The organism is Pseudomonas thivervalensis, from assembly GCF_001269655.1.
GTDB classification, from domain to species: domain Bacteria; phylum Pseudomonadota; class Gammaproteobacteria; order Pseudomonadales; family Pseudomonadaceae; genus Aquipseudomonas; species Aquipseudomonas thivervalensis.
In genome coordinates this window covers 411,117-438,080 of sequence record NZ_LHVE01000002.1, presented here as the reverse complement: position 1 = coordinate 438,080, position 26,964 = coordinate 411,117, and the positions used below count along the sequence as shown (strand labels likewise).

At 62.8% G+C, this 26,964-nt stretch carries 24 protein-coding genes; 10 read left to right on the top strand and 14 right to left on the bottom strand.

Going from position 1 to position 26,964, the window contains the following annotated elements:
• Positions 1-90 precede the first annotated feature (90 nt).
• From AD659_RS04615 to AD659_RS04555, 13 genes are all read right to left on the bottom strand, one after another.
• Positions 91-1,368: a flavohemoglobin expression-modulating QEGLA motif protein gene (locus tag AD659_RS04615; protein WP_053118756.1), complete on the bottom strand. Its 1,278-nt coding sequence runs from the start codon at positions 1,366-1,368 to the stop codon at positions 91-93.
• A 36-nt stretch (positions 1,369-1,404) separates the two neighbouring features.
• Positions 1,405-1,959: a hypothetical protein gene (locus AD659_RS04610; protein ID WP_053118754.1), complete on the bottom strand. Its 555-nt coding sequence runs from the start codon at positions 1,957-1,959 to the stop codon at positions 1,405-1,407.
• A gap of 104 nt (positions 1,960-2,063) precedes the next feature.
• A complete protein-coding gene (locus AD659_RS04605) occupies positions 2,064-2,780 on the bottom strand; it encodes a TetR/AcrR family transcriptional regulator (RefSeq protein ID WP_053118752.1) in 717 nt (238 codons plus the stop codon).
• A gap of 101 nt (positions 2,781-2,881) precedes the next feature.
• Positions 2,882-4,384 carry a lysine--tRNA ligase gene (gene lysS / locus AD659_RS04600; protein WP_053118750.1) on the bottom strand — a complete coding sequence of 501 codons (1,503 nt, stop codon included), beginning with the start codon at positions 4,382-4,384 and terminating at the stop codon, positions 2,882-2,884.
• A 108-nt stretch (positions 4,385-4,492) separates the two neighbouring features.
• Positions 4,493-5,588 (bottom strand): peptide chain release factor 2 gene (gene prfB / locus AD659_RS04595; RefSeq protein ID WP_095963568.1). Its coding sequence is split into 2 segments (ribosomal slippage): positions 4,493-5,515 and positions 5,517-5,588, totalling 1,095 coding nucleotides; the frame shifts between segments, so codons are not numbered across the junction.
• 324 nt (positions 5,589-5,912) lie between these two features.
• On the bottom strand, positions 5,913-6,914 hold the full coding sequence (locus AD659_RS04590) for a response regulator (RefSeq protein ID WP_053118748.1): 1,002 nt from the start codon (positions 6,912-6,914) through the stop codon (positions 5,913-5,915).
• 45 nt (positions 6,915-6,959) lie between these two features.
• A complete protein-coding gene (cheB, locus tag AD659_RS04585; protein WP_053118746.1) occupies positions 6,960-7,970 on the bottom strand; it encodes a chemotaxis response regulator protein-glutamate methylesterase in 1,011 nt (336 codons plus the stop codon).
• Complete coding sequence (locus AD659_RS04580; protein ID WP_053118744.1) at positions 7,967-10,231, bottom strand: hybrid sensor histidine kinase/response regulator; 2,265 nt, start codon at positions 10,229-10,231, stop codon at positions 7,967-7,969. Before AD659_RS04580 ends, cheB begins: the two co-directional genes overlap by 4 nt.
• Positions 10,228-10,899 carry a chemotaxis protein CheW gene (locus AD659_RS04575; RefSeq protein ID WP_053118742.1) on the bottom strand — a complete coding sequence of 224 codons (672 nt, stop codon included), beginning with the start codon at positions 10,897-10,899 and terminating at the stop codon, positions 10,228-10,230. Before AD659_RS04575 ends, AD659_RS04580 begins: the two co-directional genes overlap by 4 nt.
• Positions 10,896-12,161, bottom strand: a complete 1,266-nt coding sequence (locus tag AD659_RS04570; protein ID WP_053118740.1) for a CheR family methyltransferase — start codon at positions 12,159-12,161, stop codon at positions 10,896-10,898. Before AD659_RS04570 ends, AD659_RS04575 begins: the two co-directional genes overlap by 4 nt.
• Positions 12,158-12,694, bottom strand: coding sequence for a chemotaxis protein CheW (locus tag AD659_RS04565; protein WP_053118737.1), 537 nt, complete (start codon positions 12,692-12,694; stop codon positions 12,158-12,160). Before AD659_RS04565 ends, AD659_RS04570 begins: the two co-directional genes overlap by 4 nt.
• A complete protein-coding gene (locus AD659_RS04560) occupies positions 12,694-14,316 on the bottom strand; it encodes a methyl-accepting chemotaxis protein (RefSeq protein ID WP_053118735.1) in 1,623 nt (540 codons plus the stop codon). The genes AD659_RS04565 and AD659_RS04560 overlap by 1 nt, the downstream gene beginning before the upstream one ends.
• Positions 14,317-14,636: 320 nt before the next feature.
• Positions 14,637-15,347, bottom strand: a complete 711-nt coding sequence (locus AD659_RS04555) for a tellurite resistance TerB family protein (RefSeq protein ID WP_053118733.1) — start codon at positions 15,345-15,347, stop codon at positions 14,637-14,639.
• 183 nt (positions 15,348-15,530) lie between these two features.
• Between AD659_RS04555 and AD659_RS04550 the strand changes: the two genes are divergently transcribed.
• From AD659_RS04550 to AD659_RS04510, 9 genes are all read left to right on the top strand, one after another.
• A complete protein-coding gene (locus tag AD659_RS04550; RefSeq protein ID WP_053118731.1) occupies positions 15,531-16,445 on the top strand; it encodes a LysR family transcriptional regulator in 915 nt (304 codons plus the stop codon).
• Between the two features lie 218 nt (positions 16,446-16,663).
• Positions 16,664-18,121: a gamma-aminobutyraldehyde dehydrogenase gene (locus AD659_RS04545; RefSeq protein ID WP_053118729.1), complete on the top strand. Its 1,458-nt coding sequence runs from the start codon at positions 16,664-16,666 to the stop codon at positions 18,119-18,121.
• Between the two features lie 90 nt (positions 18,122-18,211).
• Positions 18,212-19,363 carry a putative ABC transporter substrate-binding protein YdcS gene (gene ydcS / locus AD659_RS04540; RefSeq protein WP_053118727.1) on the top strand — a complete coding sequence of 384 codons (1,152 nt, stop codon included), beginning with the start codon at positions 18,212-18,214 and terminating at the stop codon, positions 19,361-19,363.
• A 254-nt stretch (positions 19,364-19,617) separates the two neighbouring features.
• Positions 19,618-20,655, top strand: coding sequence for an ABC transporter ATP-binding protein (locus tag AD659_RS04535; RefSeq protein WP_053118725.1), 1,038 nt, complete (start codon positions 19,618-19,620; stop codon positions 20,653-20,655).
• A 1-nt stretch (position 20,656) separates the two neighbouring features.
• Positions 20,657-21,604: an ABC transporter permease gene (locus AD659_RS04530; protein WP_053118724.1), complete on the top strand. Its 948-nt coding sequence runs from the start codon at positions 20,657-20,659 to the stop codon at positions 21,602-21,604.
• Positions 21,594-22,412, top strand: coding sequence for an ABC transporter permease (locus AD659_RS04525; RefSeq protein ID WP_053118722.1), 819 nt, complete (start codon positions 21,594-21,596; stop codon positions 22,410-22,412). The genes AD659_RS04530 and AD659_RS04525 overlap by 11 nt, the downstream gene beginning before the upstream one ends.
• Before the next feature lie 165 nt (positions 22,413-22,577).
• Positions 22,578-24,002 (top strand): gamma-aminobutyraldehyde dehydrogenase, encoded by a 1,425-nt coding sequence (locus AD659_RS04520; RefSeq protein WP_053118720.1) that lies wholly within the window; start codon positions 22,578-22,580, stop codon positions 24,000-24,002.
• Positions 24,003-24,148: 146 nt separating this feature from the next.
• Complete coding sequence (locus AD659_RS04515) at positions 24,149-24,412, top strand: CopG family ribbon-helix-helix protein (protein ID WP_003198119.1); 264 nt, start codon at positions 24,149-24,151, stop codon at positions 24,410-24,412.
• Positions 24,375-24,674 (top strand): type II toxin-antitoxin system RelE/ParE family toxin, encoded by a 300-nt coding sequence (locus AD659_RS04510; protein ID WP_053118717.1) that lies wholly within the window; start codon positions 24,375-24,377, stop codon positions 24,672-24,674. Before AD659_RS04515 ends, AD659_RS04510 begins: the two co-directional genes overlap by 38 nt.
• A gap of 46 nt (positions 24,675-24,720) precedes the next feature.
• On the opposite strand, the gene AD659_RS04505 is transcribed toward AD659_RS04510, so the two are convergent.
• On the bottom strand, positions 24,721-24,906 hold the full coding sequence (locus tag AD659_RS04505; RefSeq protein WP_053118715.1) for a hypothetical protein: 186 nt from the start codon (positions 24,904-24,906) through the stop codon (positions 24,721-24,723).
• A gap of 362 nt (positions 24,907-25,268) precedes the next feature.
• On the opposite strand from AD659_RS04505, the gene AD659_RS04500 reads away from it, so the two are divergent.
• Complete coding sequence (locus AD659_RS04500) at positions 25,269-26,897, top strand: glucan biosynthesis protein D (RefSeq protein ID WP_053118713.1); 1,629 nt, start codon at positions 25,269-25,271, stop codon at positions 26,895-26,897.
• The last annotated feature ends 67 nt before the right edge of the window (positions 26,898-26,964 follow it).

Sequence of the window (26,964 nt, the reverse complement as noted above, 5' to 3'; positions counted from 1 at the left end):
TCGCGAAGGCGGTGTGTCAGTCGACATTATCGTTAGCTGACACACCGCCTTCGCGAGCAAGCCCGCTCCCACAGTTGAACTTAGTGACCTTCAAAGGATATTGGAATAATCCGCTTCGATCCGGTCCAGGCTCAGGTGGTTCAGGAAGTTGGAGAAACACATCCAGGCCGACAGGGCATTCATGTCGCGAAATTGCTCGGGCAGGTACTTGGGCGGTACCACCAGGCCTTCGTCCACCAACTGGCGCAACGTGCGCATGTCTTCAAGGGTGGTCTTGCCGCAGAACAGCAGCGGCACTTGCTCCAGCTTGCCTTTGCGCACGGCCAGCTGAATGTAGTTGTAAACCATGATGAAGCCCTTGAGGTAGGACAAGTCTTTGGTGAATGGCAGCCCGGTCGGCACCGAGCCACGGAATACCCGACTGGCGTTGCCGTAGCTTTCGGCCATTTCGAAACCCTGCTCGCGGAAAAACTCGAAGACCTGCAGGAAGTCGGCGCCCTCCTCCACCATGTGAATGGCCCGGGTACGGTTAGTGAGCTTGCGCAGGCGGCTCGGGTAGGAGGCGAAGGTGATGATTTCCATCAGGATCGCCAGGCCTTCCTGGGTCACCGTGGACGAGGGCGGGCCCTTGGACAGGAAGGTGCAGATCGGCTGGTTCAGGCCGTTGAGGGTGGTGCCGACGTGCACCAGCCCTTCGTGGACCTCCAGCGCCCGCACGTCGCGCTCGTTGAACATCGCATCGGTGCGGATCTTGATGTAGTCGGCGCCCGCCGCCGCGTCGGCGACGATGCCGTCGGACTCGAACACGCGGATGGTTTCCTCGGCTTCGCCGAACACCCGGTTGAGGCGGTGTTGCAGCAGGTTGACGGCTTCCTTGGCGCTGAGGACTTTCGGCTCGTCCTTGAGGTCGCCACGGCCATCGATGTTGTTCAGGTAGTCGGAGAGCATCAAGCCCAGGTCGGCCAGGGTCGGGTCGCCGGCGTGGAACGCATCGGAGGCGGCGCCGTAGAGTTCCTGGGAGATCAGCCCGAAATCCTCGGTGCCACGCGCTTCGAGCATGCGCACCACCATGCGGTATTCCTTGCACATGCGGCGCATGATCTGGCCCACCGGGTTGAACTGCCCCAGTTGGCGGGTGATGTCGCGCTCGATGTTCTGGAACTCCAGCTTCACCTTGCTGGAATCGAAGGACAGTGGCCGGTTGAGGTAATAGTCGCGATCCACCGCGGGCATTTCCTTGCCCTTGGCCTTGAGAAACCCCTTGCGGATGTTCTCGTCCCATTTCACCGCGTCGAGGATGCGAATCGGCGTTTGCGCCAGCACAATGCGATCGGACAAGGTGCGTATCGTCTGCTGGTAATCGTCCACCCGGAACTCCTGTGAAAAAACGTCCGCTTGTAGCAATTATTGGGATTTGGCCAGTCGCTGGTAACGCACGGCTTCCGAAAACACATCGGAATTGGCCGGGTCGTCGAGGTAGCTGAAAACCTTGTTCATGTCGCTGTCCACCAACACGCCGTCACCCTCTTCGCTCTGGTTCGGCTGGCCGCTGAGGAGCTTCTGGCCGATGGCCTGGTTGATCTGCTCCAGGTCCAGGTTGTAGACCACCAGTTCCTGTTTATCGGTCAATTCGAAACCGGCGATCAGGAAATGTCCACCGTAGCGGGCCGGCACCTTGGCCGACAGGTACCAGCGGCTGCCGTGACGGGAGACGGTCAGGGGAATGGCCTCACGCTCATGGGGCTTGGCCCTGAAGTAGCTGATGGCCTGGTAACGGTGCGTGCCGACCTGCGTCAGTTCCAGGTTCAACGGTTCACCCCAGGCATTGGTGCTGGTCCAATGGCCGAGCAGGCCCGCGGGCGCGGCTTCGCTGTCAGGTAACGGCGCCTTGAACGACACCAGGCAGCCACTGAGCAGCAGCAACGACACGGCCAGTACAACGGCACGCCAGGCTTTCATTTGAACTCCCTATGGCAGGCGCCCTGTCCTTTGTGGCGAGGGAGCTTGCTCCCGCTTGAGTGCGCAACGCTCACAAAAAAGGGGCTGTGGTGAGCCCATCTGGGTTACACCGACGCCAATACCAGGTGCATATAGCGGGTCAGAATGCCGAGCATGTCTTCATCGGCTACCGGCTCGGCGCCATTGAGCAAGCCTTGATATTCCATCCGTCCGATAATCGCCGTCAACACTTTGGCATCCTGTTGCGGCTCGCGGGAGCCTAAAACCTGGAAAAACTGACACGTGCCGTGCAGCAAAATCTGCTGGTGGGAACGCACCAACTCCGCCAGGCGCGGGTTGAGCAGGGCTTCTTGGCGAAAGGCCTGTTCGGCCATCAGGTACTCGCGACGGCTGTCCAATTGATGCCGCACGTAGTCGGCGGTCATCCGGGCAATATCGTCCGCCAGTTGCGAGCGCGATTGGGCACTGCCGTCACCGTAGGCGACCATTTCCCGCAGCAGGCCTTCGTTGTTGGCCCACAGCTTGCCCATGAACGCCGCGCTGCGCTCCACGTACTGGGCGAAGGTGTCGGTGAGCAAGTCATCGATGTCCTTGAAATAATACGTGGTGGCCGACAGCGGCACGCCCGCTTCGGCGGCCACCGCGCGGTGACGCACCGCCCGCACGCCATCGCGCACCACAATGCGCATGGCCGCATCGAGAATCTCCTGGCGACGCTGCTCACTGCCCTGTCGGCTGGCCTTGCGGCCCTGGTACTGAACACTTTCAGCGACAGCCGTGGCGACGCCCGCTGCACCTTCTGAAGCCATTGCACGATTCACGACAGGTCTTCCTCGCTCTTTCAAAAAGTAACCAATTGATACGTTTGTACCAGACAGGCAATAAAAAGCCGCCCATCGAGGCGGCTTTTTAATTGAAGCAATTACGCTTGGGGCCGCATGTGCGGGAAGAGGATCACATCCCGGATCGACGGTGAGTTGGTCAACAACATCACCAGGCGATCGATGCCGATGCCTTCGCCAGCGGTCGGCGGCATGCCGTACTCCAGGGCTCGGACGAAGTCGGCATCGTAGTGCATGGCTTCGTCGTCGCCGGCGTCCTTGTCGGCCACCTGGGCCATGAAGCGCTCGGCCTGGTCTTCGGCATCGTTGAGCTCGGAGTAGGCGTTGGCGATTTCACGACCACCGATGAACAGCTCGAAACGGTCGGTCACGCTTGGGTTCTCGTCGTTGCGACGGGCCAGCGGCGACACTTCGAACGGGTACTGGGTGATGAAGTGCGGCTGCTCCAGCTTGTGCTCGACCAGTTCTTCGAAAATCATCACCTGCAGCTTGCCCAGGCCTTCGAAGCCGAGCACCTTGGCGCCGGCCTTCTTGGCGATGGCGCGGGCCTTGTCGATGTCCTGCAGGTCGGCGGCGGTGATCTCAGGGTTGTACTTGAGGATCGAGTCGAACACCGACAGGCGCACGAACGGCTCGCCGAAGTGGAACACCTTGTCGCCGTACGGCACGTCGGTGCTGCCCAGGACCAGCTGCGCCAGCTCGCGGAACAGTTCTTCGGTCAGGTCCATGTTGTCTTCGTAGTCGGCGTAGGCCTGGTAGAACTCGAGCATGGTGAACTCGGGGTTGTGCCGGGTCGAAACGCCTTCGTTACGGAAGTTGCGGTTGATCTCGAACACCTTTTCAAATCCACCGACAACAAGCCGCTTGAGGTACAGCTCCGGCGCGATGCGCAGGAACATTTCCATGTCCAGGGCGTTGTGGTGGGTTTCGAACGGCTTGGCCGCCGCGCCGCCAGGGATGGTCTGCAGCATCGGCGTCTCGACTTCGAGGAAGTCACGCTTCATCAGGAAGCTGCGGATGTGGGCGATGACTTGCGAGCGCACGCGGAACGTCTGGCGCACGTCTTCGTTGACGATCAGGTCGACGTAGCGCTGGCGATAGCGCTGCTCGGTGTCGGTCAGGCCGTGGTGCTTGTCCGGCAGCGGGCGCAGGGACTTGGTCAACAGGCGCACGTTGGTCATCTCGACGTACAGGTCGCCCTTGCCGGAACGGGCCAGGGTGCCTTCGGCGGATATGATGTCGCCCAGGTCCCAGGTCTTGACGGCGGCCAGGGTTTCTTCCGGCAGGGTCTTGCGGTTGACGTAGACCTGGATGCGCCCGGTCATGTCCTGGATGACCATGAACGAACCACGGTCGAGCATGATACGACCGGCCACCTTGACTGGAATCGCCGCCTCGGCCAGCTCTTCCTTGGTCTTGTCCGCGTACGTCTTCTGCAGGACGTCGCAATACGCGTCGCGGCGGAAGTCGTTGGGGAAGGCCTGGCCCTTGGCGCGCTCGGCAGCAAGCTTTTCCTTGCGCAGGGCGATCAGGGAGTTTTCTTCCTGTTGCAGGGCTTGCGGGTCGAGTTCTAGGTCGCTCATGTCTTTAAGGATTCCATCACAGGTTCGTTGCCCCCGGCCCGGGCCGGAGTTTGCGGGCGAACCGCGCTCCTTAGTGGAAGCGTGGCTGCCCGCCGCATGGGTGTCGCGTTACAGCCCTTGTTTGAGGCTGGCGATCAGGTATTCGTCGATGTCGCCGTCGAGCACCTTGTCGCAATCGCTGCGTTCGATGCTGGTACGCAGGTCCTTGATCCGCGAGGCGTCGAGCACGTACGAACGGATCTGGTGACCCCAGCCGATGTCCGACTTGGTGTCTTCCAGCGCCTGGGACGCCGCGTTGCGCTTCTGCACTTCCTGCTCGTACAGGCGGGCCCGCAGCATCTTCATCGCGGTGTCTTTGTTGGCGTGCTGGGAGCGTTCGTTCTGGCAACTGACCACGGTGTTGGTCGGTACGTGGGTAATCCGTACGGCCGAGTCGGTGGTGTTGACGTGCTGGCCACCGGCCCCGGAGGAACGGTAGGTGTCGATACGCAGGTCCGCCGGGTTGATCTCGATCTCGATGTTGTCATCGATTTCCGGCGAGACGAACACCGCCGAGAACGAGGTGTGACGACGGTTGCCGGAGTCGAACGGGCTCTTGCGTACCAGGCGGTGCACGCCGATCTCGGTCCGCAGCCAGCCAAAGGCGTATTCGCCCTTGATGTGCACGGTGGCGCCCTTGATCCCGGCGACTTCACCGGCCGACAGCTCCATGATGGTGGCGTCGAAACCGCGTTTGTCGGCCCAGCGCAGGTACATGCGCAGCAGGATGTTGGCCCAGTCCTGGGCCTCGGTGCCGCCGGAGCCGGCCTGGATGTCCAGGTAGGCGTTGTTCATGTCCATCTCGCCGCTGAACATGCGACGGAATTCCAGCTTGGCGAGGTTCTCGTCCAGGCGTGTCAGCTCGGCGACGACATCGCCGACCGCGCCTTCGTCGTTCTCTTCGACAGCCATGTCCAGCAGGTCGCGGCAATCGGCCAGGCCGCTGGACAACTCGTCCAGGGTCTCGACGATCTGCGCCAGCGCAGAACGCTCGCGGCCCAGCTCCTGGGCGTACGAAGGGTTGTTCCAGACATTCGGATCTTCAAGCTCGCGATTGACTTCGGTCAGGCGCTCATGCTTTTGATCGTAGTCAAAGATACCCCCGAATAGTTTCGGAGCGCTCGGACAGGTCCTTGATGGTGTTAAGGATCGGGTTGATTTCCATGGCGGGCAGCACTCGTTGGCGAACTTTTGAAAGCCGGCGAGTATAACGTAATCAGGCGCCGGCGGCAGCCCGCCTGGCGGCTTTAGGGGCAATGAGATTGAGCGTACGGCCCCTGTGGCGAGGGAGCTTGCTCCCGCTGGGCCCTGTAGGAGCTGGCGAAGCCTGCGATCTTTTGATCTTGAGCTTTCGCTTGGGACTCAATTGTCTGGGGAAAGATCGCAGCCTCGTTGCACTCGACAGCTCCTACACAGCTCCTACACAGCTGCTGCGCAGCCCAGCGGGAGCAAGCTCCCTCGCCACAAAAGCAATCTTGCCAGGCAGAGTTTACTCGACCCCCACCCGATTACGCCCATTGTGCTTGGCCAGGTACAACCCTTTGTCCGCCGCCGAGATCAGCTGACGGCTGTCGCCACCCTGCTGGGGAGTGAAGGTCGAGACGCCGATGCTGATGGTCAGGCTCTCGCCACCGTCGGGCGTGGTGTGGGGTATTTTGAGGGCGACGACGCTCTGGCGCAGTTTCTCGGCCATCAGCCGGGCACCGCCGGGCGAGGTGCCGGGCAGGACCAGGGCGAACTCCTCGCCGCCGTAGCGGGCCGGCAAGTCGGACGGACGGCTGCACGCCTCGCGGATCGCCGTGGCGACCTTGCGCAGGGCTTCGTCGCCCTCGAGGTGACCGTAGTTGTCGTTGTAGGACTTGAAGTAGTCCACGTCGATCATCAGCAGCGACAGTTGGCTCTGGTCGCGCATCGCCCGGCGCCATTCCAGCTCCAGGTACTCGTCGAAGTGCCGGCGATTGGACAGCCCGGTCAGGCCGTCCGAGTTCATCAGCCGTTGCAGTACCAGGTTGGTGTCGAGCAATTGCTGCTGACTGACCCGCAATGCACGATAGGCCGCGTCGCGCTGCAAGAGCATCATGTAGGAACGCGAGTGATAGCGGATGCGGGCCACCAGCTCGATGTTGTCCGGCAACTTGACCAGGTAATCGTTGGCCCCGGCGGCGAACGCCGCGCTCTTGATCATCGGGTCTTCCTTGGTGGACAGGACAATGATCGGGATATCGCGGGTGGCCGGATGGTTACGGTACTCGCGCACCAGGCTCAGGCCGTCGAGGCCGGGCATCACCAAGTCCTGGAGAATCACCGTCGGCTTGATGCGAATCGCATGGGCGATGGCCTGGTGGGGATCGGAGCAGAAGTGGAAGTCGATGTTTTCCTCATTCGACAACCCGCGCCGCACTGCCTCGCCGATCATCGCCTGATCGTCGACGAGCAAGACCATGGCGGCGTTCTCATCGCGCTTGAATTCGTCGAGCTGCAGATCATTCATGGTGGCTTACCTGGGTACGGCCTGGGGCAAGGCTCGCGGGGTTCTTCATGGGGTCACAATCTCCAACAGCCGTGGCGCAATGGCGTCCAGGGCAAGAATATGGACGGCGGCGTCGATGGCGGCCGCCGCTTTGGGCATGCCGTACACCGCGCTGCTGCGCTGGTCCTGGGCGATGGTCACATAGCCCTGCTGGCGCATCAGTTTAAGCCCTTGCGCACCGTCGCGGCCCATGCCGGTGAGCAACACGCCCACCGCATCGCCGCTCCAGTACCGGGCGACACTTTCGAAAAACACGTCAATGGAGGGCCGGTAGATCTCGTTCACCGGCTCGGCGGTGTAGGCCAGGGTGCCGTCCTTCAACAAACGCAGGTGATGGTTGGTCCCGGCCAGCAACACCGCGCCACTTTGCGGCGTCTCGCCGTGCCGGGCCAGGCGCACCGTGTGGCCTGACACACTGCCCAGCCACTCGGCCATGCCCGCGGCGAACACCTCGTCCACATGCTGGACCAGCACGATGGCCGGGGCAAAATCCCGCGGCAAGGCCTTGAGCAGCACTTCCAGCGCCGCCGGCCCACCCGCGGACGAGCCGATGGCCACCAGGCTCTTGCGCGACACCGCCGCACGCTGCGCCGCCGGCGCGGAGCGCTCATGTTTGTTGCGCTCACCGATCAGCCAACCGATGTTGGTGATCTTGCGCAGCAGCGGCGCCGCCGCGTCCGCCGGATTGCCGACACCCAGGGCCGGCGTATCGACCACATCCAGCGCGCCATGGCCCATGGCCTCGAACACCCGGTGGACGTTCTGCTGGCTGTCCCCGGTAACAATCACGATAGCGCATGGGCTGTCGGCCATGATCCGCCGGGTGGCTTCCACGCCGTCCATGATCGGCATGAACAAGTCCATCAGGATCAGGTCCGGGGTGTATTCGGCGCAACGCTGCACCGCCTCGGCGCCGTTGGCGGCCACCCAGACCAGTTGATGCGCCGGCTCGAACGCCAGGGCGCGGCGCAGGGCCTCGACCGCCAAGGGCATGTCATTGACGATGGCAATCTTCAAGCGCGGGCCCCTCCGATCAACTCAACCACGGCGTCGAGCAAGGCGTCGTCGTGGAAACTCGCCTTGGCCAGATAATAGTCGGCGCCGGCATCGAGGCCACGGCGGCGATCTTCTTCGCGGTCCTTGTAGGACACCACCATCACCGGCAGCGATTGCAAGCGGTTGTCGCGTCGCAACAGCGACACCAGTTCGATGCCATCCATGCGTGGCATGTCGATGTCCGTGATCAACAAGTCGAAATCCTCCGAGCGCAATGCATTCCAGCCATCCATGCCATCCACCGCCACCGCCACGTCATAGCCGCGATTGAGCAACAACTTGCGTTGCAGCTCGCGCACGGTCAGGGAATCGTCCACCACCAGGATCCGCTTGCGCGGGGCCTGGGCCTGGTTTTGCCGGGCAATGCGCTCCAGGCGCCCGGCATCGAGCAACTTGTCCACCGAACGCAGCAAGTCTTCGACATCGATAATCAACACCACCGAGCCATCGTCGAGCAAGGCCCCGGCGGAAATGTCCTGGACCTTGCCCAGGCGCTCGTCCAGGGGCAGGACCACCAGGGTCCGCTCGCCGATGAACCGCTCTACCGCCACGCCGTAGATCGTCTCGCGCTCGCGAATGACCACGACCTTGAGGGTCTGGCTGGCGCTTTGCGTCGACGGGCGATTGAGCAACTGGCTGGCCGCGACCAAGCCGATATGCCGGCCTTCGTGCCAGAAATGCTGGCGCCCTTCGACCTGGACGATGTCTTCCGGCGCCAGGTCGCACATGCGCTCGATGTGGGCCAGGGGAAAGGCGTACGCCTCACCGCCGACTTCCACCACCAGGCTGCGCACCACCGACAGCGTCAGCGGCACCTCGAGGTGGAAACGACTGCCCTCGCCCGCCGTCTGTTCCAGCACCACCGCACCGCGCAACTGCCGGACCATGTGCTGGACGGCGTCCAGGCCGACGCCGCGCCCGGACACTTCAGTGACCTTGTCACGCAGGCTGAAACCGGGCAGGAACAGGAAGGTCAGCAGTTCCTCTTCGCTGAGGCTGGCAGCGGTTTGCTCAGGGGAAAGTCCTCGCTCGACGATGCTGCGGCGCACCCGTTCCAGGTCCACCCCGGCGCCGTCGTCCGCCAGTTCCAAGACCAGCAGGCCGGCCTGGTGCGAGGCCCGCAGGCGAATCAGGCCTTCGGCGGGCTTGCCGGCCAATACCCGTTGTTCCGGCGTTTCGATGCCATGGTCGACAGCGTTGCGCAGCAAGTGGGTCAGTGGCGCTTCGAGCTGTTCCAGCACATCGCGGTCGACCTGGGTTTTCTCGCCTTCGATTTCCAGGCGCACTTGTTTGCCCAAGCTGCGGCCCAGGTCACGGACCATCCGCGCCTGGCCCGACAGCACATCGGCGAACGGCCGCATGCGGCAGGCCAACGCTGTGTCATACAGCACCTGTGCCCGTTGGCTGGCCTGCCAGGCGAACTCATCCAGCTCGGCGGTTTTCTGCGCCAGCAACTGCTGGGTTTCGGCGAGCAAGCGGCGGGCATCGCCAAGGGCTTCCTGGGCTTGCAGGCTCAGGGCATGGTCCTTGAGGTGCACATTGAGTTCTTCAAGGGCGCGCAAGCCGGTGCTTTGCTGGCGCTTGAGCCGTTGCATCGTCGCCAGCCAAGGCTTGAGGCGTTGGGTCTCCACCAGGGATTTGCTCGACAGGTCGAGCAAGCTGTTGAGGCGTTCGGCCGTGACCCGCAAGACCCGCTCTCCGCCTTCGGTGACCCGTTTGCGCGTGGGGGCCGGCTCCGTTGCCGCGACAGGTTCCGGTACGGGCGGCTCGACGCTGACGGGGTCGACTGGCGTCTCGATTCTTGGCGGTACCGGCGCCGCTGGCGGCGCAGCGCTGGGATCCAGCAGACGCCCCATCAACGCCACGTAGGCGTCGATGTCCGGAGCGCCGACGCCGTTGCCCGGCGTGGCGATACGCGTCAGCAGGTCGGTGCCTTGCAGCAAGGCGTCGATGTGCTGGGCGCCCAGCACCAGCCGCCGTTCTTGGGCACTGACCAGGCAATCTTCCATCACATGGGCCACGCTGACGCCGGCGTCCACTCCGACAATGCGTGCCGCGCCCTTGAGGGAATGCGCCGCGCGCATGCACGACTCGAGGTATTCGGCCTGGGTCGGGTCGCGCTCCAGGGCCAGCAGGCCGGTGCTCAGCACCTGGACCTGGGCTTCGGCTTCCAGGCTGAACAACTCCAGCAACGAGGCGTCGCGCATTTGGTCAGGGGTCATGACAGGCTCCGAGCCACGGCGGACAGCAGCTGTTCTTCGTCCAGCCAGCGCAGGCTGCGGCCTTTAAAGGGCAGCACGCCACGGGTGTACTTGCCCGTCGATTGCGAAGCGCTCGCCAGGATGCGTTCATCGATGGCGTGGATGCCGTCCACCTCATCCACCGGCACCACCACCGGCCCGCCCTTGGCCGCGACAATCAACATGCGCGGCATGACCCGTGCGCCGGCAACCGCCGCCGCGCCGGGTTCCAGGTCCAACAGCTCCACCAGCGACAGGCAGGCCACCAGCGCCCCACGTACATTCGCCACGCCCAGCAAGGCCCGTGAGCGCCGGTGAGGCAACGAGTGGATCGGCTGCAACGGCGCCACTTCCACCAGGCTGCGCGTGGTCAGGCCCAGCCATTCCTCGCCGAGACGGAACATCAGCAGCGAACGCGTGACCACGTCGTTGTCCACTGGGGCCAGGGACAAGTCACGCTGATCCTGCGGCAAGGCATATCGGTCGAGCAGCCGGGTGGCGGCGGCCGAATACACCGAACAATTGCGGCAGTGAATATGTTCCACCAGCAGCGGACAGGATTTATCGCCATGCACGCCGATGCGGTTCCAGCAATCGTCGATGGCCTGGGCATCGTCATGGGTGACGGTGTAAGAAGCCGAACCGCTCATCGTTTGTGCTCACTGTCTGCCGTGCGCCCGCTGCGGGCGGCGCGTTCCTGCAATCGACGGGCTCCGGCCGCGTCTCCCTGGGAAGCCAGCAGCGCCGCCAGATGCACCAGGGCCTCGGCGTGTTGCGGTTCAAGATAAAGCGTCTTGCGGTAAAAACCCTGGGCTTCAAGCGCGCTGCCGGCCATGTCACTGAGCAGGCCCAACCAGTAGAACACCTGGGCGTTCGGCGCGTGGCTGCGCACATATTCTTCGCACGCCGCGCGGGCCTCGGCGCTTTTACCGCCGTTGGCCAGGGCGGCGATATTGGCCAGCAAGGTCGCGGCGTCGCTGTTCCTGGGTGGGACAATCGGCGTCACGCTCGCGGCAAACGGCCGCGGTCGAACCACCGGCGGAACGACCCGGGGCGGCGGCTGACGAACCGGCAGTGGCGGCGGTATCAAGGCCGGCAGCGGTTGTGGCTCCGGCGCGCCCTGGCGGCTGAAAGCGAACGATTGGGCAATCCCGATCGAGCGCATGCCCAGGCGTCCCAGCAGGCTGCCCTCGGCGGGGCCGATAAACAGCACGCCGTCCTGATGGGTCAGACGCTTGAGGACCTCGAACACCTGCTGCTGGGTCGGCTGGTCAAAATAGATCAGCAGGTTGCGACAGAACACAAAATCGTAGGGGGCCTCGTTCACCAGCAAGGCCGGATCCAGCAGGTTGCCCACCTGCAAACGCACCTGTTCGCGCACCCGTTCGCTGAGGCGGTAACCCTCGTCTGCGACGTCGAAATGCCGGTCGCGAAACCCCAGGTCGGCGCCACGGAAGGAATTTCTGCCATAACGCGCGTCCTTGGCCCGCGCCACCGAGAGCGGGCTGACGTCCAGGCCGTCCACCTTGAACTGATGGGGCCCCAGGCCGGCGTCGAGCAAAGCCATGGCGATGGAATACGGTTCTTCGCCGGTGGAGCACGGCAAGCTGAGGATGCGCAGCGCACGCAGGTGCTTGATCTCGGCCAGGCGCTTGACGGCCAGCCTGGCGAGGGTCGCGAAGGATTCGGGATAGCGGAAGAACCAGGTCTCCGGGACGATCACCGCTTCGATCAGCGCCTGCTGCTCCGGGGCCGAATGCTGCAAGGCCTGCCAATACTCATCGGCGGTTCGCCCGGGCACGGCACCGATGCGCTGGCGCACGGCCCGCTCAATGATCGCGGTGCCGACGGAGGTCACATCGAGGCCGATGCGCTCCTTGAGGAAATCGAAAAATCGCTGGTCGTTGTTCATGGCGTTGCCCCGAGGTCGTCGAGGTCAAGCGGCGTAGCAGGAAACAGCAGCGCCCGAACGGACTCGTCGAGCAGGTCATTGACCCGCACCCATTGCAGCAAGCCGTGGGCGTCTTCGCGGACCGGGCCGAGGTATGGCGCCTGTCGATTGTCCAGGCCATAGGGTTTGAAATCGGCCGGATCACAGCGCACGGTGTCGGTCGCCTGTTCCAGGATCACCCCCAGCACCTGCCCGGCTTGTTGCGCATCGCCTTGATAGCGCACCAGCACCAGCCGCGTACTGGTCCGAGGCTCGGCGCCCTGACCGAACGTCAGCGCACAGAGGTCGATCACCGGCACCACGGTGCCGCGCCAGGCAAACACCCCCGCCACCCAGGACGGCGCCCGGGCGATCGGTTTGAGGGGCAGGCGCGGCAGCACTTCCACCACATCGGTGGCTTGCAAGGCGTAACGTTCGTTGCCGATGCAGAACACCAGGAACAACGACTGGCGGGCCGTCGGTGCGGCGCCACGCCGGGTCTCGAGTTCACCCATCAGACTTTGAAACGCGAGACGCCGCTGCGCAGCCCCACGGCGACCTGGCTCAGTTCGTCGATGGCGGAACTGGCCTGGCGCAGGGACTCCACAGTCTGGCTGCTGGCATCGCCCAACTGCACCAACGCGTGGTTGATCTGCTCGGCGCCGGTGGCCTGGGCCTGCATGCCTTCGTTGACCATCAACACCCGCGGCGCCAGGGCCTGGACCTGATGGATGATCTGCGACAGTTGCTCGCCGACCTGCTGCACTTCGGCCATGCCCCGGCGCACTTCTTCGGAGAACTTGTCCATGCCCATCACACCGGCCGACACCGCGGACTGGATCTCACGCACCATCTGCTCGATGTCGTAGGTCGCCACGGCGGTCTGGTCGGCCAGGCGTCGTACTTCGGTGGCAACCACGGCGAAACCGCGCCCGTACTCACCGGCCTTTTCGGCCTCGATGGCTGCGTTGAGGGACAACAGGTTGGTCTGGTCGGCCACTTTGACGATGGTCACCACCACTTGGTTGATGTTGCCGGCCTTCTCATTGAGGATCGCCAGCTTGGCGTTCACCAGGTCGGCGGCGCCCATCACCGAGTGCATGGTTTCCTCCATGCGCGCCAGCCCCTGCTGGCCGGAGCCGGCGGCCACCGAGGCCTGGTCGGCGGCGGTGGACACTTCGGTCATGGTGCGCACCAGGTCCCGGGAGGTGGCGGCGATTTCACGGGACGTCGCGCCGATCTCGGTGGTAGTGGCGGCGGTTTCGGTGGCCGTGGCCTGTTGCTGGCGCGAGGTGGCCGCAATCTCGGTTACCGAGGTGGTGACCTGCACGGATGAGCGCTGGGCCTGGGACACCAGCGAGGTCAGTTCGGCCATCATGTCGTTGAAGCCGGTTTCCACGGCCCCGAATTCGTCCTTGCGCGCCAGGTTCAGGCGCCCGCTCAGGTCGCCGCTGCGCATGATCTCGAGGATCTCGACGATGCGGTTCATCGGCCCCATGATCGCCCGCATCAACAACAGGCCACAGAGTACGGCGACGATCAGCGCAACCAGGAACGACAGGCCCATGGCGACCTTGGCCGCCGTCACCGCATCGCCAATGGTCAGGGTGGCACTTTCCGCCAGCTCGCGATTGCGCTCGATGATGTGGTTCAAGTGTCCGCGACCACCGATCCATGCCGGCGTCAGCTCTTTCTCCAGCACCAGCCGGGCGCCCTCGTAGTCCTTGCGCTGGTACAAGTCCAGGACCTTGGCCATAGCCTGGTTAAACGTCAGGTGGAAGGCCTCGAACTCGTCGAACGAGGCTTGGTCCGCCGGGTTCTGAATCAGCTTCTGGTAGTTCTGGATCTCTTCACGCAGGTGCTGCTCGAAGCCCTGGTAGCGAGCCTTGTCCTCGGTGGTGATTTCCCGGTTCCCCGAAAGGCCGACGATTTGCTGGGTCAGGACGTAGCTGTCGACCCAGCCACCGCGAATCATGGAGCTGTAATACACCCCTGGCACCGCATCGGTCCGGACCTTTTCTCCACTGTCCTGGATCTTCAACAACCGTGAATACGAGACAACCACCATCAGCAACATAATGGCGATGATCACCGCAAAACTCGCCAGGATGCGTTGGCGCAATGTCCAATTCTTCACAGTAAAACCTCGGGCACTTGAAAATGCTGGGGAGTATAGCTGAGGGTGGCGTCAGGCCTGTACGGCGGCGTGGGAGGATTTTTGATTGAGCAGAGGCTTGCCATTCTCTCAAGATGTGTAATACCCCGGCAGGGCTTTGGGAACGGCACGATCCGGGGGCGAGGGAGCTTGCTCCCGCTGGGGCGCGCAGCGGCCCCAAAAAAGCGATGAGCGCTTCGCACTCAAGCGGGAGCAAGCTCCCTCGCCACAAAAGCCGCCAATTACCCTCGCGCCATATGGAAATGCAGCCCGCCCCACAGGGGGAATGAGCTGGGGCTGTTTTATACAGTCGCCTGGCGCACCTGTTTTTCCAGTTCTGCCTTCAACCCCGGCTCCAGCCTGAGTTGGCGCGCCAGTTCATCGAGGTAGGACTTCTCCATGAAGTTTTCCTCGTCCACCAGCATCACGCTGGCGATGTACATTTCCGCGGCCATTTCCGGGGTGCTGGCGGCGCGGGCGACGTCGGTGGGGTCCAGGGGTTTGTTGAGTTCGGCGTGCAGCCAGTGTTGCAGCTCCTGATCGTTGTCGAGCTTGGTGAATTCACCTTCGATCAACTGCCGCTCACGCTCGTCCACGTGGCCGTCGGCCTTGGCGGCCGCCACCAGCGCCTTGAGGATCGCCTGGCTATGCTGCTCGACCTGCGCCGGGGGCACGCGGTCGAGGGTCTGCGGTTCGGTTTTCGGCGCATTGCCCTGCTGGGCCTGCCAGTTGCCATAGGCTTTGTAGGCGATCACGCCCAAGGCGGCCAGGCCACCATAAGCCAGGGCCTTGCCGCCGAAGTTGCGGGCTTTCTTGTTGCCCAGCAACAGGCCCATGGCCCCGGCGGCCAGTGCCCCGCCACCCGCGCCGGAAAGCATCCCGCCCAGGTTGCCGGAGCCGCCGAGCAACCCACCCAGGCCGCCGGACGACTTGCCCTGTGAACCGCCAGCCTTGTTCTGCAACATTTCCTGGCCGGACTTGAGAAGCTGATCGAGCAATCCACGGGTGTTCATTTGTTGCCTCCACATTGTCGGGTCAACGTAAGGCCCCCAGCCTAGATCGAAAGTGCCCGACGCCGTTGGCGAGATTGCTTCCAGATGTTGCCTGACCCCATCCAAAGAAGTGCTCACCTACCCTTCAAAAAAAACGATATACACTCCAGCACATCGATAAAAACCGCCCACCGGTATGCGCTCATGATGACCCTGCGTCAGATCCGCCATTTCATCGCCGTGGCCGAAACCGGCTCCATCTCCGCCGCGGCGCAAACGGCGTTCATTTCCCAATCCACCTTGACCCTGGCCATCCAGCAACTGGAGCAGGACATCGGCGTCAGCCTTTTCAACCGCCACGCCAAGGGCATGACCCTGACCCACCAGGGCCATCAGTTCCTGCGCCAGGCCCACCTGATCCTGGCCACCGTCGACAACGCCAAGCGCAGCCTGCAACAAAGCACCGATCAAGTGGCCGGCCAAGTCACCATTGGCGTCACCAGCCTGGTCGCCGGTTATTACCTGGCGGACCTGCTGACCCGTTTCCAGCGCGCTTATCCCAACGTGGAGATCCGCGTGATGGAGGACGAACGGCCGTACATCGAGCATTTGCTGGTCAGCGGCGAAATCGATGTCGGGGTGCTGATCCTGTCCAACCTGGAAGACCGCCATGCCTTGCAGACCGAGGTCCTGACGCACTCGCCGCACCGCTTGTGGTTGCCGGCGCAGCATCCCTTGCTGGAGCACGACAGCATCCACTTGGCCGACGTGGCCCGCGAGCCGCTGATCCAGTTGAACGTCGATGAAATGGACCGCAACGCCCAGCGCCTGTGGCGCGGTGTCGGCCTGCAACCGAGGGTGACCCTGCGCACCGCCTCGACCGAAGCGGTGCGCAGCCTGGTGGCGGCGGGGTTGGGTGTGTCGATCCAGCCGGACATGACCTACCGCCCCTGGTCTTTGGAAGGCGACATCATCGAGGCCCGACCGATTGCCGACCTCAACCAGACCCTCGACGTCGGCCTGGCCTGGCGTCGGGGCACGGCGCGACCGGCGTCGGTCGACCCGTTCCTGGCCGTCGCCCGGGAACAGCCCCATGGCGGACGCAAGCCATCTATTTAATCGAACGCAGCCTTGAGTATTTCGAATTTGTTGTCCTTGCGGGCGCGCACTAGTCTTGCTGCATCGCAATAATCCATGTGGGAGCGAGCTTGCTCGCGATAGCGGTGGGTCAGGCCATTTAATTCGACTGATAGACCGTCATCGCGAGCAGGCTCGCTCCCACAGGTTTTGTGTTCTGACTGATAGCAATAGTCACTTTCGAAAAAGAGAAGGCGAACATGGCCGGCACGCAAACTCCGTTGTGCACCGCATTGCTGATCGACGGGGAACTCGTTCCCGGTGAAGGCGTTGTCGAGCCGATCCTCAACCCGGCCACCGGTGAAGTGCTGGCTCACATCACCGAAGCCAGTATCGAGCAGGTGGAAGCCGCGATCCTCGCCGCCCATCGCGCCTTCGACGGCTGGTCGCGCACCACCCCGCAACAACGCTCGAACCTGCTGCTGGACATCGCCAGCGCCATCGAAAACAACGCCGATGAACTGGCCCGTCTCGAATCCCTGAACTGCGGCAAACCGCTGCACCTGGCGCGCCAGGATGACCTGAGCGCCACGGTGGATGTCTTTCGTTTCTTCGCCGGCGCCGTGCGCTGCCAGAACGGCCAGCTCAGTGGCGAATACCTGCCCGGCTACACCAGCATGGTGCGCCGCGACCCGATCGGCGTAGTGGCGTCCATCGCGCCGTGGAACTACCCCATCATGATGGCCGCCTGGAAAATCGCCCCGGCCCTGGCCGCCGGCAACACGTTGGTGTTCAAGCCATCGGAGCACACGCCGCTGTCGATCCTGGCCCTGGCGCCGACACTGGCCCAGCTCCTGCCACGAGGCGTCATCAATATCCTCTGCGGAGGCGGCGAAGGGGTGGGCAGCCATCTGGTCAGCCACCCGAAAGTGCGCATGGTGTCGTTGACCGGCGATATCGTCACCGGGCAGAAGATCCTCCAGGCGGCGGCGAAAACCCTCAAGCGCACGCACCTGGAATTGGGCGGCAAGGCGCCGGTGATTGTCTGCAACGACGCCGATATCCAGGCCGTGGTCGACGGCGTGCGCACCTACGGCTATTACAACGCCGGGCAGGACTGCACCGCGGCCTGTCGGATCTACGCCCAGGCCGGCATTCACGACCGGCTGGTGGCCGAGCTCGGGGCAGCGGTCAGCAGCCTGCGCTTTGCCGGCAAGCGCGATGCCGACAACGAAATCGGCCCGCTGATCAGTACCCGCCAGCGCGACCGCGTGGCCAGTTTTGTCGAGCGCGCCCTCGGTCAGCCGCACATCGAGCGCATCACCGGCGCGGCGGTGCATTCCGGCGCCGGCTTCTACTACCAGCCCACGCTGTTGGCCGGCTGCAAGCAAAGCGATGAAATCGTCCAGCGCGAGGTGTTCGGCCCGGTCGTCACCGTGACCCGCTTCGACGAGCTCAGCCAGGCGGTGGATTGGGCCAACGATTCGGAATACGGCCTGGCGTCCTCGGTATGGACGCAGAACCTCGACAAGGCCATGCAGGTGGCGGCGCGGCTGCAATACGGCTGCACCTGGATCAACAGCCATTTCATGCTGGTCAGCGAAATGCCCCACGGTGGCCTGAAACGTTCGGGTTATGGGAAAGACCTGTCCAGCGATTCGCTTCAGGACTACAGCGTGGTGCGCCACATCATGGCCCGCCACGGCCAGCATCTGTAGATAACAGCACTACTCTAATAACAGGCCAGCCATGGCGCTCCAGACTGTTCGAACACTGCCCCGACCATAATTAAAGCAAGAGGGATTTCCATGTACGCGCACAAGACCGCATTGCTCAGTGCACTCACCACGGCGCTTTTGACCAGCGTCAGCCTCCAGGCCGCCGAACCGCTCAAGGCCGTCGGCGCCGGCGAGGGCCAACTGGATATCGTCGCCTGGCCGGGTTACATCGAACGCGGCGAAAGCGACAAGGCCTACGACTGGGTCACGGGTTTCGAGAAGGAAACCGGCTGCAAGGTCAATGTGAAAACCGCCGCCACGTCTGACGAAATGGTCAGCCTGATGACCAAGGGTGGCTACGACCTGGTCACCGCCTCGGGCGACGCCTCGTTGCGGCTGATTGCCGGCAAGCGCGTGCAACCGATCAACACCGCGCTGATCGCCAACTGGAAAAACCTCGACCCGCGCCTGAAAGATGCGCCGTGGTACGTGGTCAACCAGCAGACCTACGGCACCCCGTATCAATGGGGCCCGAACGTGCTGATGTACAACTCCGAGGTGTTCAAGCAGGCGCCCACCAGTTGGAGCGTGCTGTTCAATGCCCAGGACTTGCCCGACGGCAAGCCGAACAAGGGGCGCGTGCAAGCCTACGATGGCCCGATCTACATCGCCGACGCGGCGCTGTACCTCAAGACCACCAAGCCTGAACTGGGCATCAAGGACCCGTACCAACTCGACGAAGCCCAGTACAAGGCCGTGCTGGGATTGCTACGGGCCCAGCAGCCGTTGATCCACCGCTACTGGCATGACACCACCGTGCAGATGAGCGATTTCAAGAACGAAGGCGTGGTGGCGTCCGGCGCCTGGCCGTATCAGGTCAACGGCCTGATGAACGAGAAGCAACCGATCGCCTCGACCATTCCAAAGGAAGGCGCCACCGGTTGGGCCGACACCACGATGCTCCACGCCGAGGCCAAGCATCCCAACTGCGCCTACAAGTGGATGGACTGGTCGCTGCAGCCGAAAGTCCAGGGTGACGTGGCCGCATGGTTCGGTTCGTTGCCTGCGGTGCCGGCAGCGTGCAAGGGCAGCGAGCTGCTGGGTGCCGAAGGCTGCAAGACCAACGGTTTCGATCAGTTCGACAAGATCGCCTTCTGGAAAACCCCACAGGCCGAGGGCGGCAAGTTCGTGCCGTACAGCCGCTGGACCCAGGATTACATTGCGATCATGGGTGGGCGTTAACCGCCCTGCACATAAATGGGAGTAGCCCTGTGGCGAGGGAGCTTGCTCCCGCTGGCGTGTAGGAGCTGGCGAAGCCTGCGATCTTTTGATCTTGATCTTTCGCTCTCGATTCAATGGGTAGTGGAAAGATCGCAGCCTCGTTGCACTCGACAGCTCCTACGGGCGCAACCCAGCGGGAGCAAGCTCCCTCGCCACGGGATCGCGTGTCAATCGTTGACGTTTCATACCCGCCCCGCTTTCTGGAGCCCCGCACCATGACGCTTGCAGTCCAATTCACCCAGGTATCCCGTCAGTTCGGCGATGTGAAGGCCGTTGACCGGGTCTCCATCGACATCCAGGACGGCGAGTTCTTTTCCATGCTGGGCCCGTCCGGCTCGGGCAAGACCACCTGCCTGCGGCTGATCGCCGGGTTCGAGCAACCCAGTGCCGGCTCGATCCGTATCCACGGCGAAGAAGCCACCGGGCTTGCGCCGTACCAGCGGGACGTCAACACGGTGTTCCAGGATTACGCCCTCTTCCCCCACATGAACGTGCGCGACAACGTCGCCTACGGCCTGAAAGTCAAAGGCGTCGCCAAGGCCGAGCGCATCCAGCGCGCCAACGAAGCCCTGGAGATGGTTGCCCTCGGCGGCTATGGCGAGCGCAAGCCGGTGCAACTGTCCGGCGGCCAGCGCCAACGCGTGGCCCTGGCCCGTGCGCTGGTCAATCGGCCTCGGGTGTTGTTGCTCGATGAACCCTTGGGCGCCCTGGACCTGAAGCTGCGTGAACAGATGCAGGGCGAGTTGAAGAAGCTGCAACGCCAGTTGGGCATCACCTTCATTTTCGTCACCCACGACCAGACCGAAGCACTGTCGATGTCCGACCGCGTGGCGGTGTTCAACAAGGGCCGCATCGAACAGGTCGATACCCCACGCAACCTGTACATGAAACCGGCGACCACTTTCGTCGCCGAATTCGTCGGCACCTCCAACGTGATTCGTGGCGAACTGGCCCGGGAGCTGAGCGGTTATCCGCAGCCGTTCTCGATCCGTCCGGAACATGTACGTTTCGCCGACGGCCCGCTGGCCAGCGGCGAGATCGAAGTCCACGGCCTGCTGCACGACATCCAGTACCAGGGCAGCGCCACGCGCTACGAGTTGAAACTTGCCAACGGCCAGACCCTGAACCTCAGCCAGGCCAACACCCAGTGGCTCGACAACACGACCCAGCACCAGACCGGCCAGCCGCTCAGCGTTCGCTGGGCCCGTGAGGCGATGGTCACGCTGCACGACACCGTCAGCGGTGAGGTGTGAGATGAACACCCTGGCCATCACCCGAACGCCTGCGCCCGGTTCGCCGCTGCGGCGTTTTTCCAACCTGTTGTACCGACGACCCAACCTGTACCTGTCGATGCTACTGGTGCCGCCATTGCTGTGGTTTGGCGCGATCTACCTCGGCTCGCTGCTGACCTTGCTGTGGCAGGGTTTCTACACCTTCGACGATTTCACCATGGCGGTCACGCCGGACCTGACCCTGGCGAACTTCACGGCGCTGTTCCAGCCCTCGAACTTCGACATCATTGTGCGCACCTTGAGCATGGCCATTGCGGTGTCTATCGCCAGCGCCATCGTCGCGTTCCCGATCGCCTATTACATGGCGCGCTACACCCGCGGCAAGACCAAGGCGTTCTTCTACATCGCGGTCATGCTGCCGATGTGGGCCAGCTACATCGTCAAGGCCTATGCCTGGACGCTGCTGCTGGCCAAGGGCGGCGTGGCGCAGTGGTTCGTCCAGCACCTGGGCCTGGGGCCGGTGTTGCAGTTCGTGCTGGGGATCCCGGGCGTGGGTGGCAGCACCTTGTCCACCTCTCATCTGGGGCGTTTCCTGGTGTTCGTCTACATCTGGCTGCCGTTCATGATCCTGCCGATCCAGGCGTCCCTGGAGCGTCTGCCGCCGTCGCTGCTGCAAGCCTCGGCGGACCTGGGCGCCAGGCCGCGCCAGACGCTCATGCAGGTGATCTTGCCACTGTCGGTCCCGGGCATTGCCGCCGGCTCGATCTTCACCTTCTCGCTGACCTTGGGCGACTTCATCGTGCCGCAACTGGTAGGCCCGCCGGGCTACTTCGTTGGCAGCATGGTCTACGCCCAGCAAGGCGCCATCGGCAACATGCCCATGGCGGCGGCGTTCACCCTGGTGCCCATCGTGCTGATCGCGATCTATCTATCCATCGTCAAGCGACTGGGGGCTTTCGATGCACTCTGACTCTCAAGACCGCGCCTCGTGGGGCCTGCGGATCGCGGCGTGGGGCGGGCTGGTGTTCTTGCATTTCCCGATCCTGATCATCTTTCTCTATGCCTTCAACACCGAGGACGCCGCGTTCAGCTTCCCGCCCAAGGGCCTGACCCTGAAGTGGTTCAGCGTCGCCTTTTCGCGCCCGGACGTGCTGGAGGCGATCAAGCTGTCGTTGCAGATCGCGGCCATCGCCACGCTGATCGCCATGGTGCTCGGCACCCTGGCCTCGGCAGCGCTGTACCGCCGGGACTTCTTCGGCAAACAGGGCATTTCGCTGATGCTGATCCTGCCGATTGCCTTGCCAGGGATCATCACCGGTATTGCACTGCTGGCGACCTTCAAGACCCTGGGCATCGAACCGGGGATGTTCACCATCGTTGTCGGCCACGCCACCTTCTGCGTAGTGATTGTCTACAACAACGTCATCGCCCGCCTGCGCCGCACGTCCCACAGCCTGATCGAGGCGTCGATGGACCTGGGCGCCGACGGTTGGCAGACCTTTCGCTACATCATCTTGCCTAACCTGGGGTCGGCACTGTTGGCCGGTGGGATGCTCGCGTTTGCGCTGTCGTTCGACGAGATCATCGTCACCACCTTCACTGCCGGCCATGAACGCACCCTGCCGCTGTGGCTGCTCAACCAGCTCAGCCGCCCGCGCGACGTACCGGTGACCAACGTGGTGGCGATGCTGGTAATGATGGTCACGATGTTGCCGATATTGGGCGCGTATTACCTGACCCGTGGCGGTGAGAGCGTGGCCGGGAGTGGCGGGAAGTAGCCCATGTCCCACAGTAAAAAGAGCTTTTTGTGGGAGCGAGCTTGCTCGCGATGACTGACAAATACTCAACACAGATGTCGACTGTAAGACCGCTATCGCGAGCAAGCTCGCTCCCACAGGGATCGGTTCCAGCAGACACAGAACTGCTTCGATGAGGACAAAGCTATGCAAACCAAACTGCTGATCAACGGCCACCTGGTGAACGGCGAAGGCCCTGGCCAGGCGGTGTTCAACCCGGCACTAGGCCGGGTGCTGGTGGAGATCAATGAAGCCAGCGAAGCCCAGGTCGATGCTGCCGTGCGCGCCGCCGATAGCGCCTTCGAGGCCTGGTCGCAAGTACCGCCCAAGGACCGCTCCCTGTTGCTGCTCAAGCTGGCCGATGCCATCGAAGCCCACGGCGAAGAACTGGCAAAGCTGGAGTCGGACAACTGCGGCAAACCCTTGGGCGCCGCGCTGAACGATGAGATCCCGGCGATTGCCGACGTGTTCCGCTTCTTTGCCGGCGCCAGCCGCTGCATGAGCGGTTCGGCGGGCGGCGAATACCTGCCGGGGCACACCTCGATGATCCGTCGCGACCCGGTGGGCGTCATCGCCTCCATCGCGCCGTGGAACTACCCACTGATGATGGTCGCCTGGAAAATCGCTCCGGCCCTGGCCGCCGGCAATACCGTGGTGCTCAAGCCGTCGGAGCAGACCCCGTTGACGGCGTTGCGCCTGGCGGAACTGGCGTCGGAAATTTTCCCGGCCGGCGTGCTCAACGTGATCTTCGGCCGTGGGCAAACCGTCGGCAACCCGCTGGTTACTCATCCGAAAGTGCGCATGGTGTCGCTGACCGGTTCCATCGCCACCGGCTCGAACATCATTTCCAGCACGTCCGACAGCGTCAAGCGCATGCACATGGAGCTGGGCGGCAAGGCCCCGGTAATCATTTTCGACGACGCCGACATTGACGCGGCTGTGGAGGGTATCCGCACCTTCGGTTTCTACAACGCCGGCCAGGACTGCACCGCTGCCTGCCGCATCTATGCGCAGCAAGGCATCTACGACCGGTTCGTCGAGAAACTCGGCGCTGCGGTGGGCAGCATCAAGTACGGCCTGCAATCCGCACCAGACACAGAGATGGGCCCGCTGATCACCGCCCAGCACCGCGACCGCGTGGCCGGCTTCGTCGAGCGAGCCATCGCCCAGCCGCATATTCGCCTGATCACTGGTGGCAAAGCCGTGGACGGCAACGGATTCTTCTTCGAACCGACGGTGCTGGCCGACGCCCAGCAGGATGATGAAATCGTCCGCCGGGAAGTCTTCGGGCCGGTGGTGTCCGTCACGCCGTTCCTCGACGAAGCGCAAGTGCTGGCCTGGGCCAACGATTCGGACTACGGCCTGGCCTCATCGGTATGGACCGCCGACATCGGCCGAGCCCATCGCCTGTCGGCACGCCTGCAATACGGCTGCACCTGGGTGAACACCCACTTCATGCTCGTCAGCGAAATGCCCCACGGCGGTCAGAAACGTTCCGGCTATGGCAAGGACATGTCCATGTATGGGCTGGAGGATTACACGGTAGTGCGGCATGTGATGTTCAAGCATTGACGGCAAGACAACGTTGGCAACACATGCCCACGCCTACCCTGTGTTCGTCCTGCTAAGGTTTTCGTCGATCGGTGCACGCTCGCCGGTTGACGGAAATCCTGGCAGCACCTAGGGTGTCTACAACGTATACACCTTGGAGATCAGCCATGGCCTCGCCCGTTTTGTCCTTTCGTGTGGAAGAAGGTCTGGCCCAACAGCTGGACTTGCTGGCTGCCGCCACCGACCGCGACCGTCAATATCACCTCAAGCGTGCACTGGTTCGATATGTGGAAGCCGAGTCCTGGCATCTGCAAGCCATCAGCGAAGGCATAGCCGATGCCGACGCTGGAAACCTGACCGATCTGGACGCCGTGAAGGCTAAGTGGGCAAAGCGTGCCGAGCATCGTACTGACCGACAAAGCACAGAGTGACCTCGACTCGATTCACGAACATTACCAAAGCGCTATCGGCGCGGAAGGCGCCGATGAGGTCATCAGCGCCATTCTGGAAACATTGCGCCAACTGCAACGCTTTCCCGGCTCGGGCCGTCCTTCGGTCGTTCCCGATATTCGAGAGCTGGTGCTGACACGCTACCCGTTCGTTGCCCCCTACCGGCTCAAGCAGGGGCAACTGCAGGTCCTGCGGATACTGCACCAGCGCACCGAACGTCCGCAGGATTGGTCGGTGGGGTGAGGTCGGCCGGTGCTCCCCGCCCCCGGCCGCTCACCTGAGCCACACGTCAAAACCGCGAAACACTGCGCATCGCATCCACCAAATAACGCATGGCGATGCGGTCGTTTTCCGACAACTCCCGATAGCGCTCGACCAGCCTCAATTCTTCCAGGCTGAGCCGGCGTGTCCTGCGCGGGTGGGTCAGGCCTGGAAAGATCCCCAGCATCTCGGTAATGCCCTGTATTTTTGTCATGAGTTGTCCTTCTTACGTCGAGGTTGACCTGATAGCGCCGTCTGAAATTCGGGTTAGATCGTCTATCACGCTTAAAGAATAGGGAGGATTCAAAGCGTGAAAAGGGAGTTTTAGAGTAATTAGTCAAAAAAAATTGGAATCGACATAAAAAAAGAAATAACTGTAAGAAAATTTGACCAGGCCACGCTTTCCTTTCTCTCCAAGCCTGTATTTCCCCTATGATTTTGCGCCTCGGTGAACCGATCCAGCTCTCAGGCATCTGTTCTAACGTTCGTCGCGTTTGGCCAAAGGCATGTCCGAACTCCCTTATCAGTCTTTGTGGCCAGGATCGGCCCGGGATTGTTTCGAGAAAGGTTGTATTTATGCACCGCAGGAATCTGCTCAAGGCCTCCATGGCCTTCGCCGCCTACACCGGGCTGTCGGCCTCCGGGCTCATGGCCGCACGCGCCTGGGCCGCCGATCAGACTGCCGACGGCGAAGCCCGTCCTTTTGACTTCAAAGGTTTGAAAGATCAGGCCAAACGGCTGGCCGAGAGCCGCTACGTCGACACCAAGCAAGTCCTGCCCCCCACCCTGGCGCAAATGTCGCCGCTGCAGTTCAACGCTATCCAGTACGACGTCAATCACTCGCTGTGGAATGACTTGGAAGGACGGCAACTGGATGCACAGTTCTTCCACGTCGGCATGGGCTTCAAGCAGCCGGTGCGCATGTACAGCGTCGACCCGAAGACGCGCATGGCCCGTGAGGTGCACTTCCGTCCGGAACTGTTCAACTATGAGAAAACCACGGTCAACACCTCGCAACTGACGGGTGACCTGGGCTTCGCCGGTTTTCGCGTCTTCAAGGCGCCGGAGCTGGATCGGCACGACATCGTTTCGTTCCTCGGGGCCAGCTATTTCCGCGCTGTGGATGCCAGCGGCCAGTACGGGCTGTCGGCCCGCGGCTTGGCCATCGACACCTACGCCAAGAAGCGCGAGGAGTTCCCCGACTTCACCAAGTTCTGGTTCGAAACCCCGGACAAGAACAGCACCCGTTTCGTGGTCTACGCCCTGCTCGACTCGCCCAGTGCCACCGGCGCCTATCGTTTTGATATCGATTGCCAGCCGACCCGGGTCGTCATGGAAATCGACGCGCACATCAATGCCCGTACCGCCATCGATCAGTTGGGTATCGCCCCCATGACCAGCATGTTCAGTTGCGGCACCGTCGAGCGGCGCATGTGCGACACCATTCACCCGCAAATCCACGACTCCGATCGGCTGGCGATGTGGCGCGGCAACGGCGAGTGGGTCTGTCGTCCTCTGAACAACCCTGCCACCCTGCAATTCAATGCGTTCGCCGACAAGGACCCGAAAGGTTTCGGCCTGGTGCAGACCGATCATGACTTTGCCAGCTACCAGGACACCGTGGACTGGTACAGCAAGCGTCCAAGCCTGTGGGTCGAACCAACGACGGCCTGGGGCGAAGGCTCGGTAGACCTGCTGGAGATTCCAACCACCGGCGAAACCCTGGACAACATCGTCGCGTTCTGGACGCCGAAAAAACCGGTGGCCGCCGGTGACTCGCTGAACTATGGCTACAAGCTCTACTGGAGCGCACTGCCGCCGGTCAGCACCGACCTGGCCCATGTCGACGCCACCCGTTCAGGCATGGGCGGCTTCATCGAAGGCTGGGCACCGGGCGAGCATTACCCGACCGTCTGGGCACGCCGTTTCGCCGTCGACTTCAGCGGCGGCGGCCTTGATCAATTGCCGCCGGGCACCGGCATCGAACCGGTGGTGACCTGCTCCCACGGCGAAGTGAAGGACTTCAACGTATTGGTGCTGGATGCGATCAAGGGCTATCGCATCACCTTCGACTGGTACCCGACCGACGACCGGGTGGACCCGGTGCAGATGCGCCTGTTCATTCGCACCAAGGACCGCACCTTGAGCGAGACCTGGCTGTACCAGTACTTCCCGCCGGCGCCGGATAAGCGCAAGTATCCCTGATAGTGATCAGGTGCCTGGGCTGGCCCTATCGCGAGCAGGCTCGCTCCCACAGTAGTTTTGTGTCGTT

What these genes read in the sequence shown, in the direction of transcription:
- AD659_RS04610 (WP_053118754.1), bottom strand. Translation starts at nt 1,959, where the DNA reads ATGAAAGCCTGGCGTGCCGTTGTACTGGCCGTGTCGTTGCTGCTGCTC.
- lysS (WP_053118750.1), bottom strand. Translation starts at nt 4,384, where the DNA reads ATGAGCGACCTAGAACTCGACCCGCAAGCCCTGCAACAGGAAGAAAAC.
- AD659_RS04590 (WP_053118748.1), bottom strand. Translation starts at nt 6,914, where the DNA reads ATGAATGATCTGCAGCTCGACGAATTCAAGCGCGATGAGAACGCCGCC.
- AD659_RS04580 (WP_053118744.1), bottom strand. Translation starts at nt 10,231, where the DNA reads ATGACCCCTGACCAAATGCGCGACGCCTCGTTGCTGGAGTTGTTCAGC.
- AD659_RS04575 (WP_053118742.1), bottom strand. Translation starts at nt 10,899, where the DNA reads ATGAGCGGTTCGGCTTCTTACACCGTCACCCATGACGATGCCCAGGCC.
- AD659_RS04570 (WP_053118740.1), bottom strand. Translation starts at nt 12,161, where the DNA reads ATGAACAACGACCAGCGATTTTTCGATTTCCTCAAGGAGCGCATCGGC.
- AD659_RS04565 (WP_053118737.1), bottom strand. Translation starts at nt 12,694, where the DNA reads ATGGGTGAACTCGAGACCCGGCGTGGCGCCGCACCGACGGCCCGCCAG.
- AD659_RS04555 (WP_053118733.1), bottom strand. Translation starts at nt 15,347, where the DNA reads ATGAACACCCGTGGATTGCTCGATCAGCTTCTCAAGTCCGGCCAGGAA.
- AD659_RS04550 (WP_053118731.1), top strand. Translation starts at nt 15,531, where the DNA reads ATGATGACCCTGCGTCAGATCCGCCATTTCATCGCCGTGGCCGAAACC.
- AD659_RS04545 (WP_053118729.1), top strand. Translation starts at nt 16,664, where the DNA reads ATGGCCGGCACGCAAACTCCGTTGTGCACCGCATTGCTGATCGACGGG.
- ydcS (WP_053118727.1), top strand. Translation starts at nt 18,212, where the DNA reads ATGTACGCGCACAAGACCGCATTGCTCAGTGCACTCACCACGGCGCTT.
- AD659_RS04535 (WP_053118725.1), top strand. Translation starts at nt 19,618, where the DNA reads ATGACGCTTGCAGTCCAATTCACCCAGGTATCCCGTCAGTTCGGCGAT.
- AD659_RS04530 (WP_053118724.1), top strand. Translation starts at nt 20,657, where the DNA reads ATGAACACCCTGGCCATCACCCGAACGCCTGCGCCCGGTTCGCCGCTG.
- AD659_RS04525 (WP_053118722.1), top strand. Translation starts at nt 21,594, where the DNA reads ATGCACTCTGACTCTCAAGACCGCGCCTCGTGGGGCCTGCGGATCGCG.
- AD659_RS04520 (WP_053118720.1), top strand. Translation starts at nt 22,578, where the DNA reads ATGCAAACCAAACTGCTGATCAACGGCCACCTGGTGAACGGCGAAGGC.
- AD659_RS04515 (WP_003198119.1), top strand. Translation starts at nt 24,149, where the DNA reads ATGGCCTCGCCCGTTTTGTCCTTTCGTGTGGAAGAAGGTCTGGCCCAA.
- AD659_RS04505 (WP_053118715.1), bottom strand. Translation starts at nt 24,906, where the DNA reads ATGACAAAAATACAGGGCATTACCGAGATGCTGGGGATCTTTCCAGGC.
- AD659_RS04500 (WP_053118713.1), top strand. Translation starts at nt 25,269, where the DNA reads ATGCACCGCAGGAATCTGCTCAAGGCCTCCATGGCCTTCGCCGCCTAC.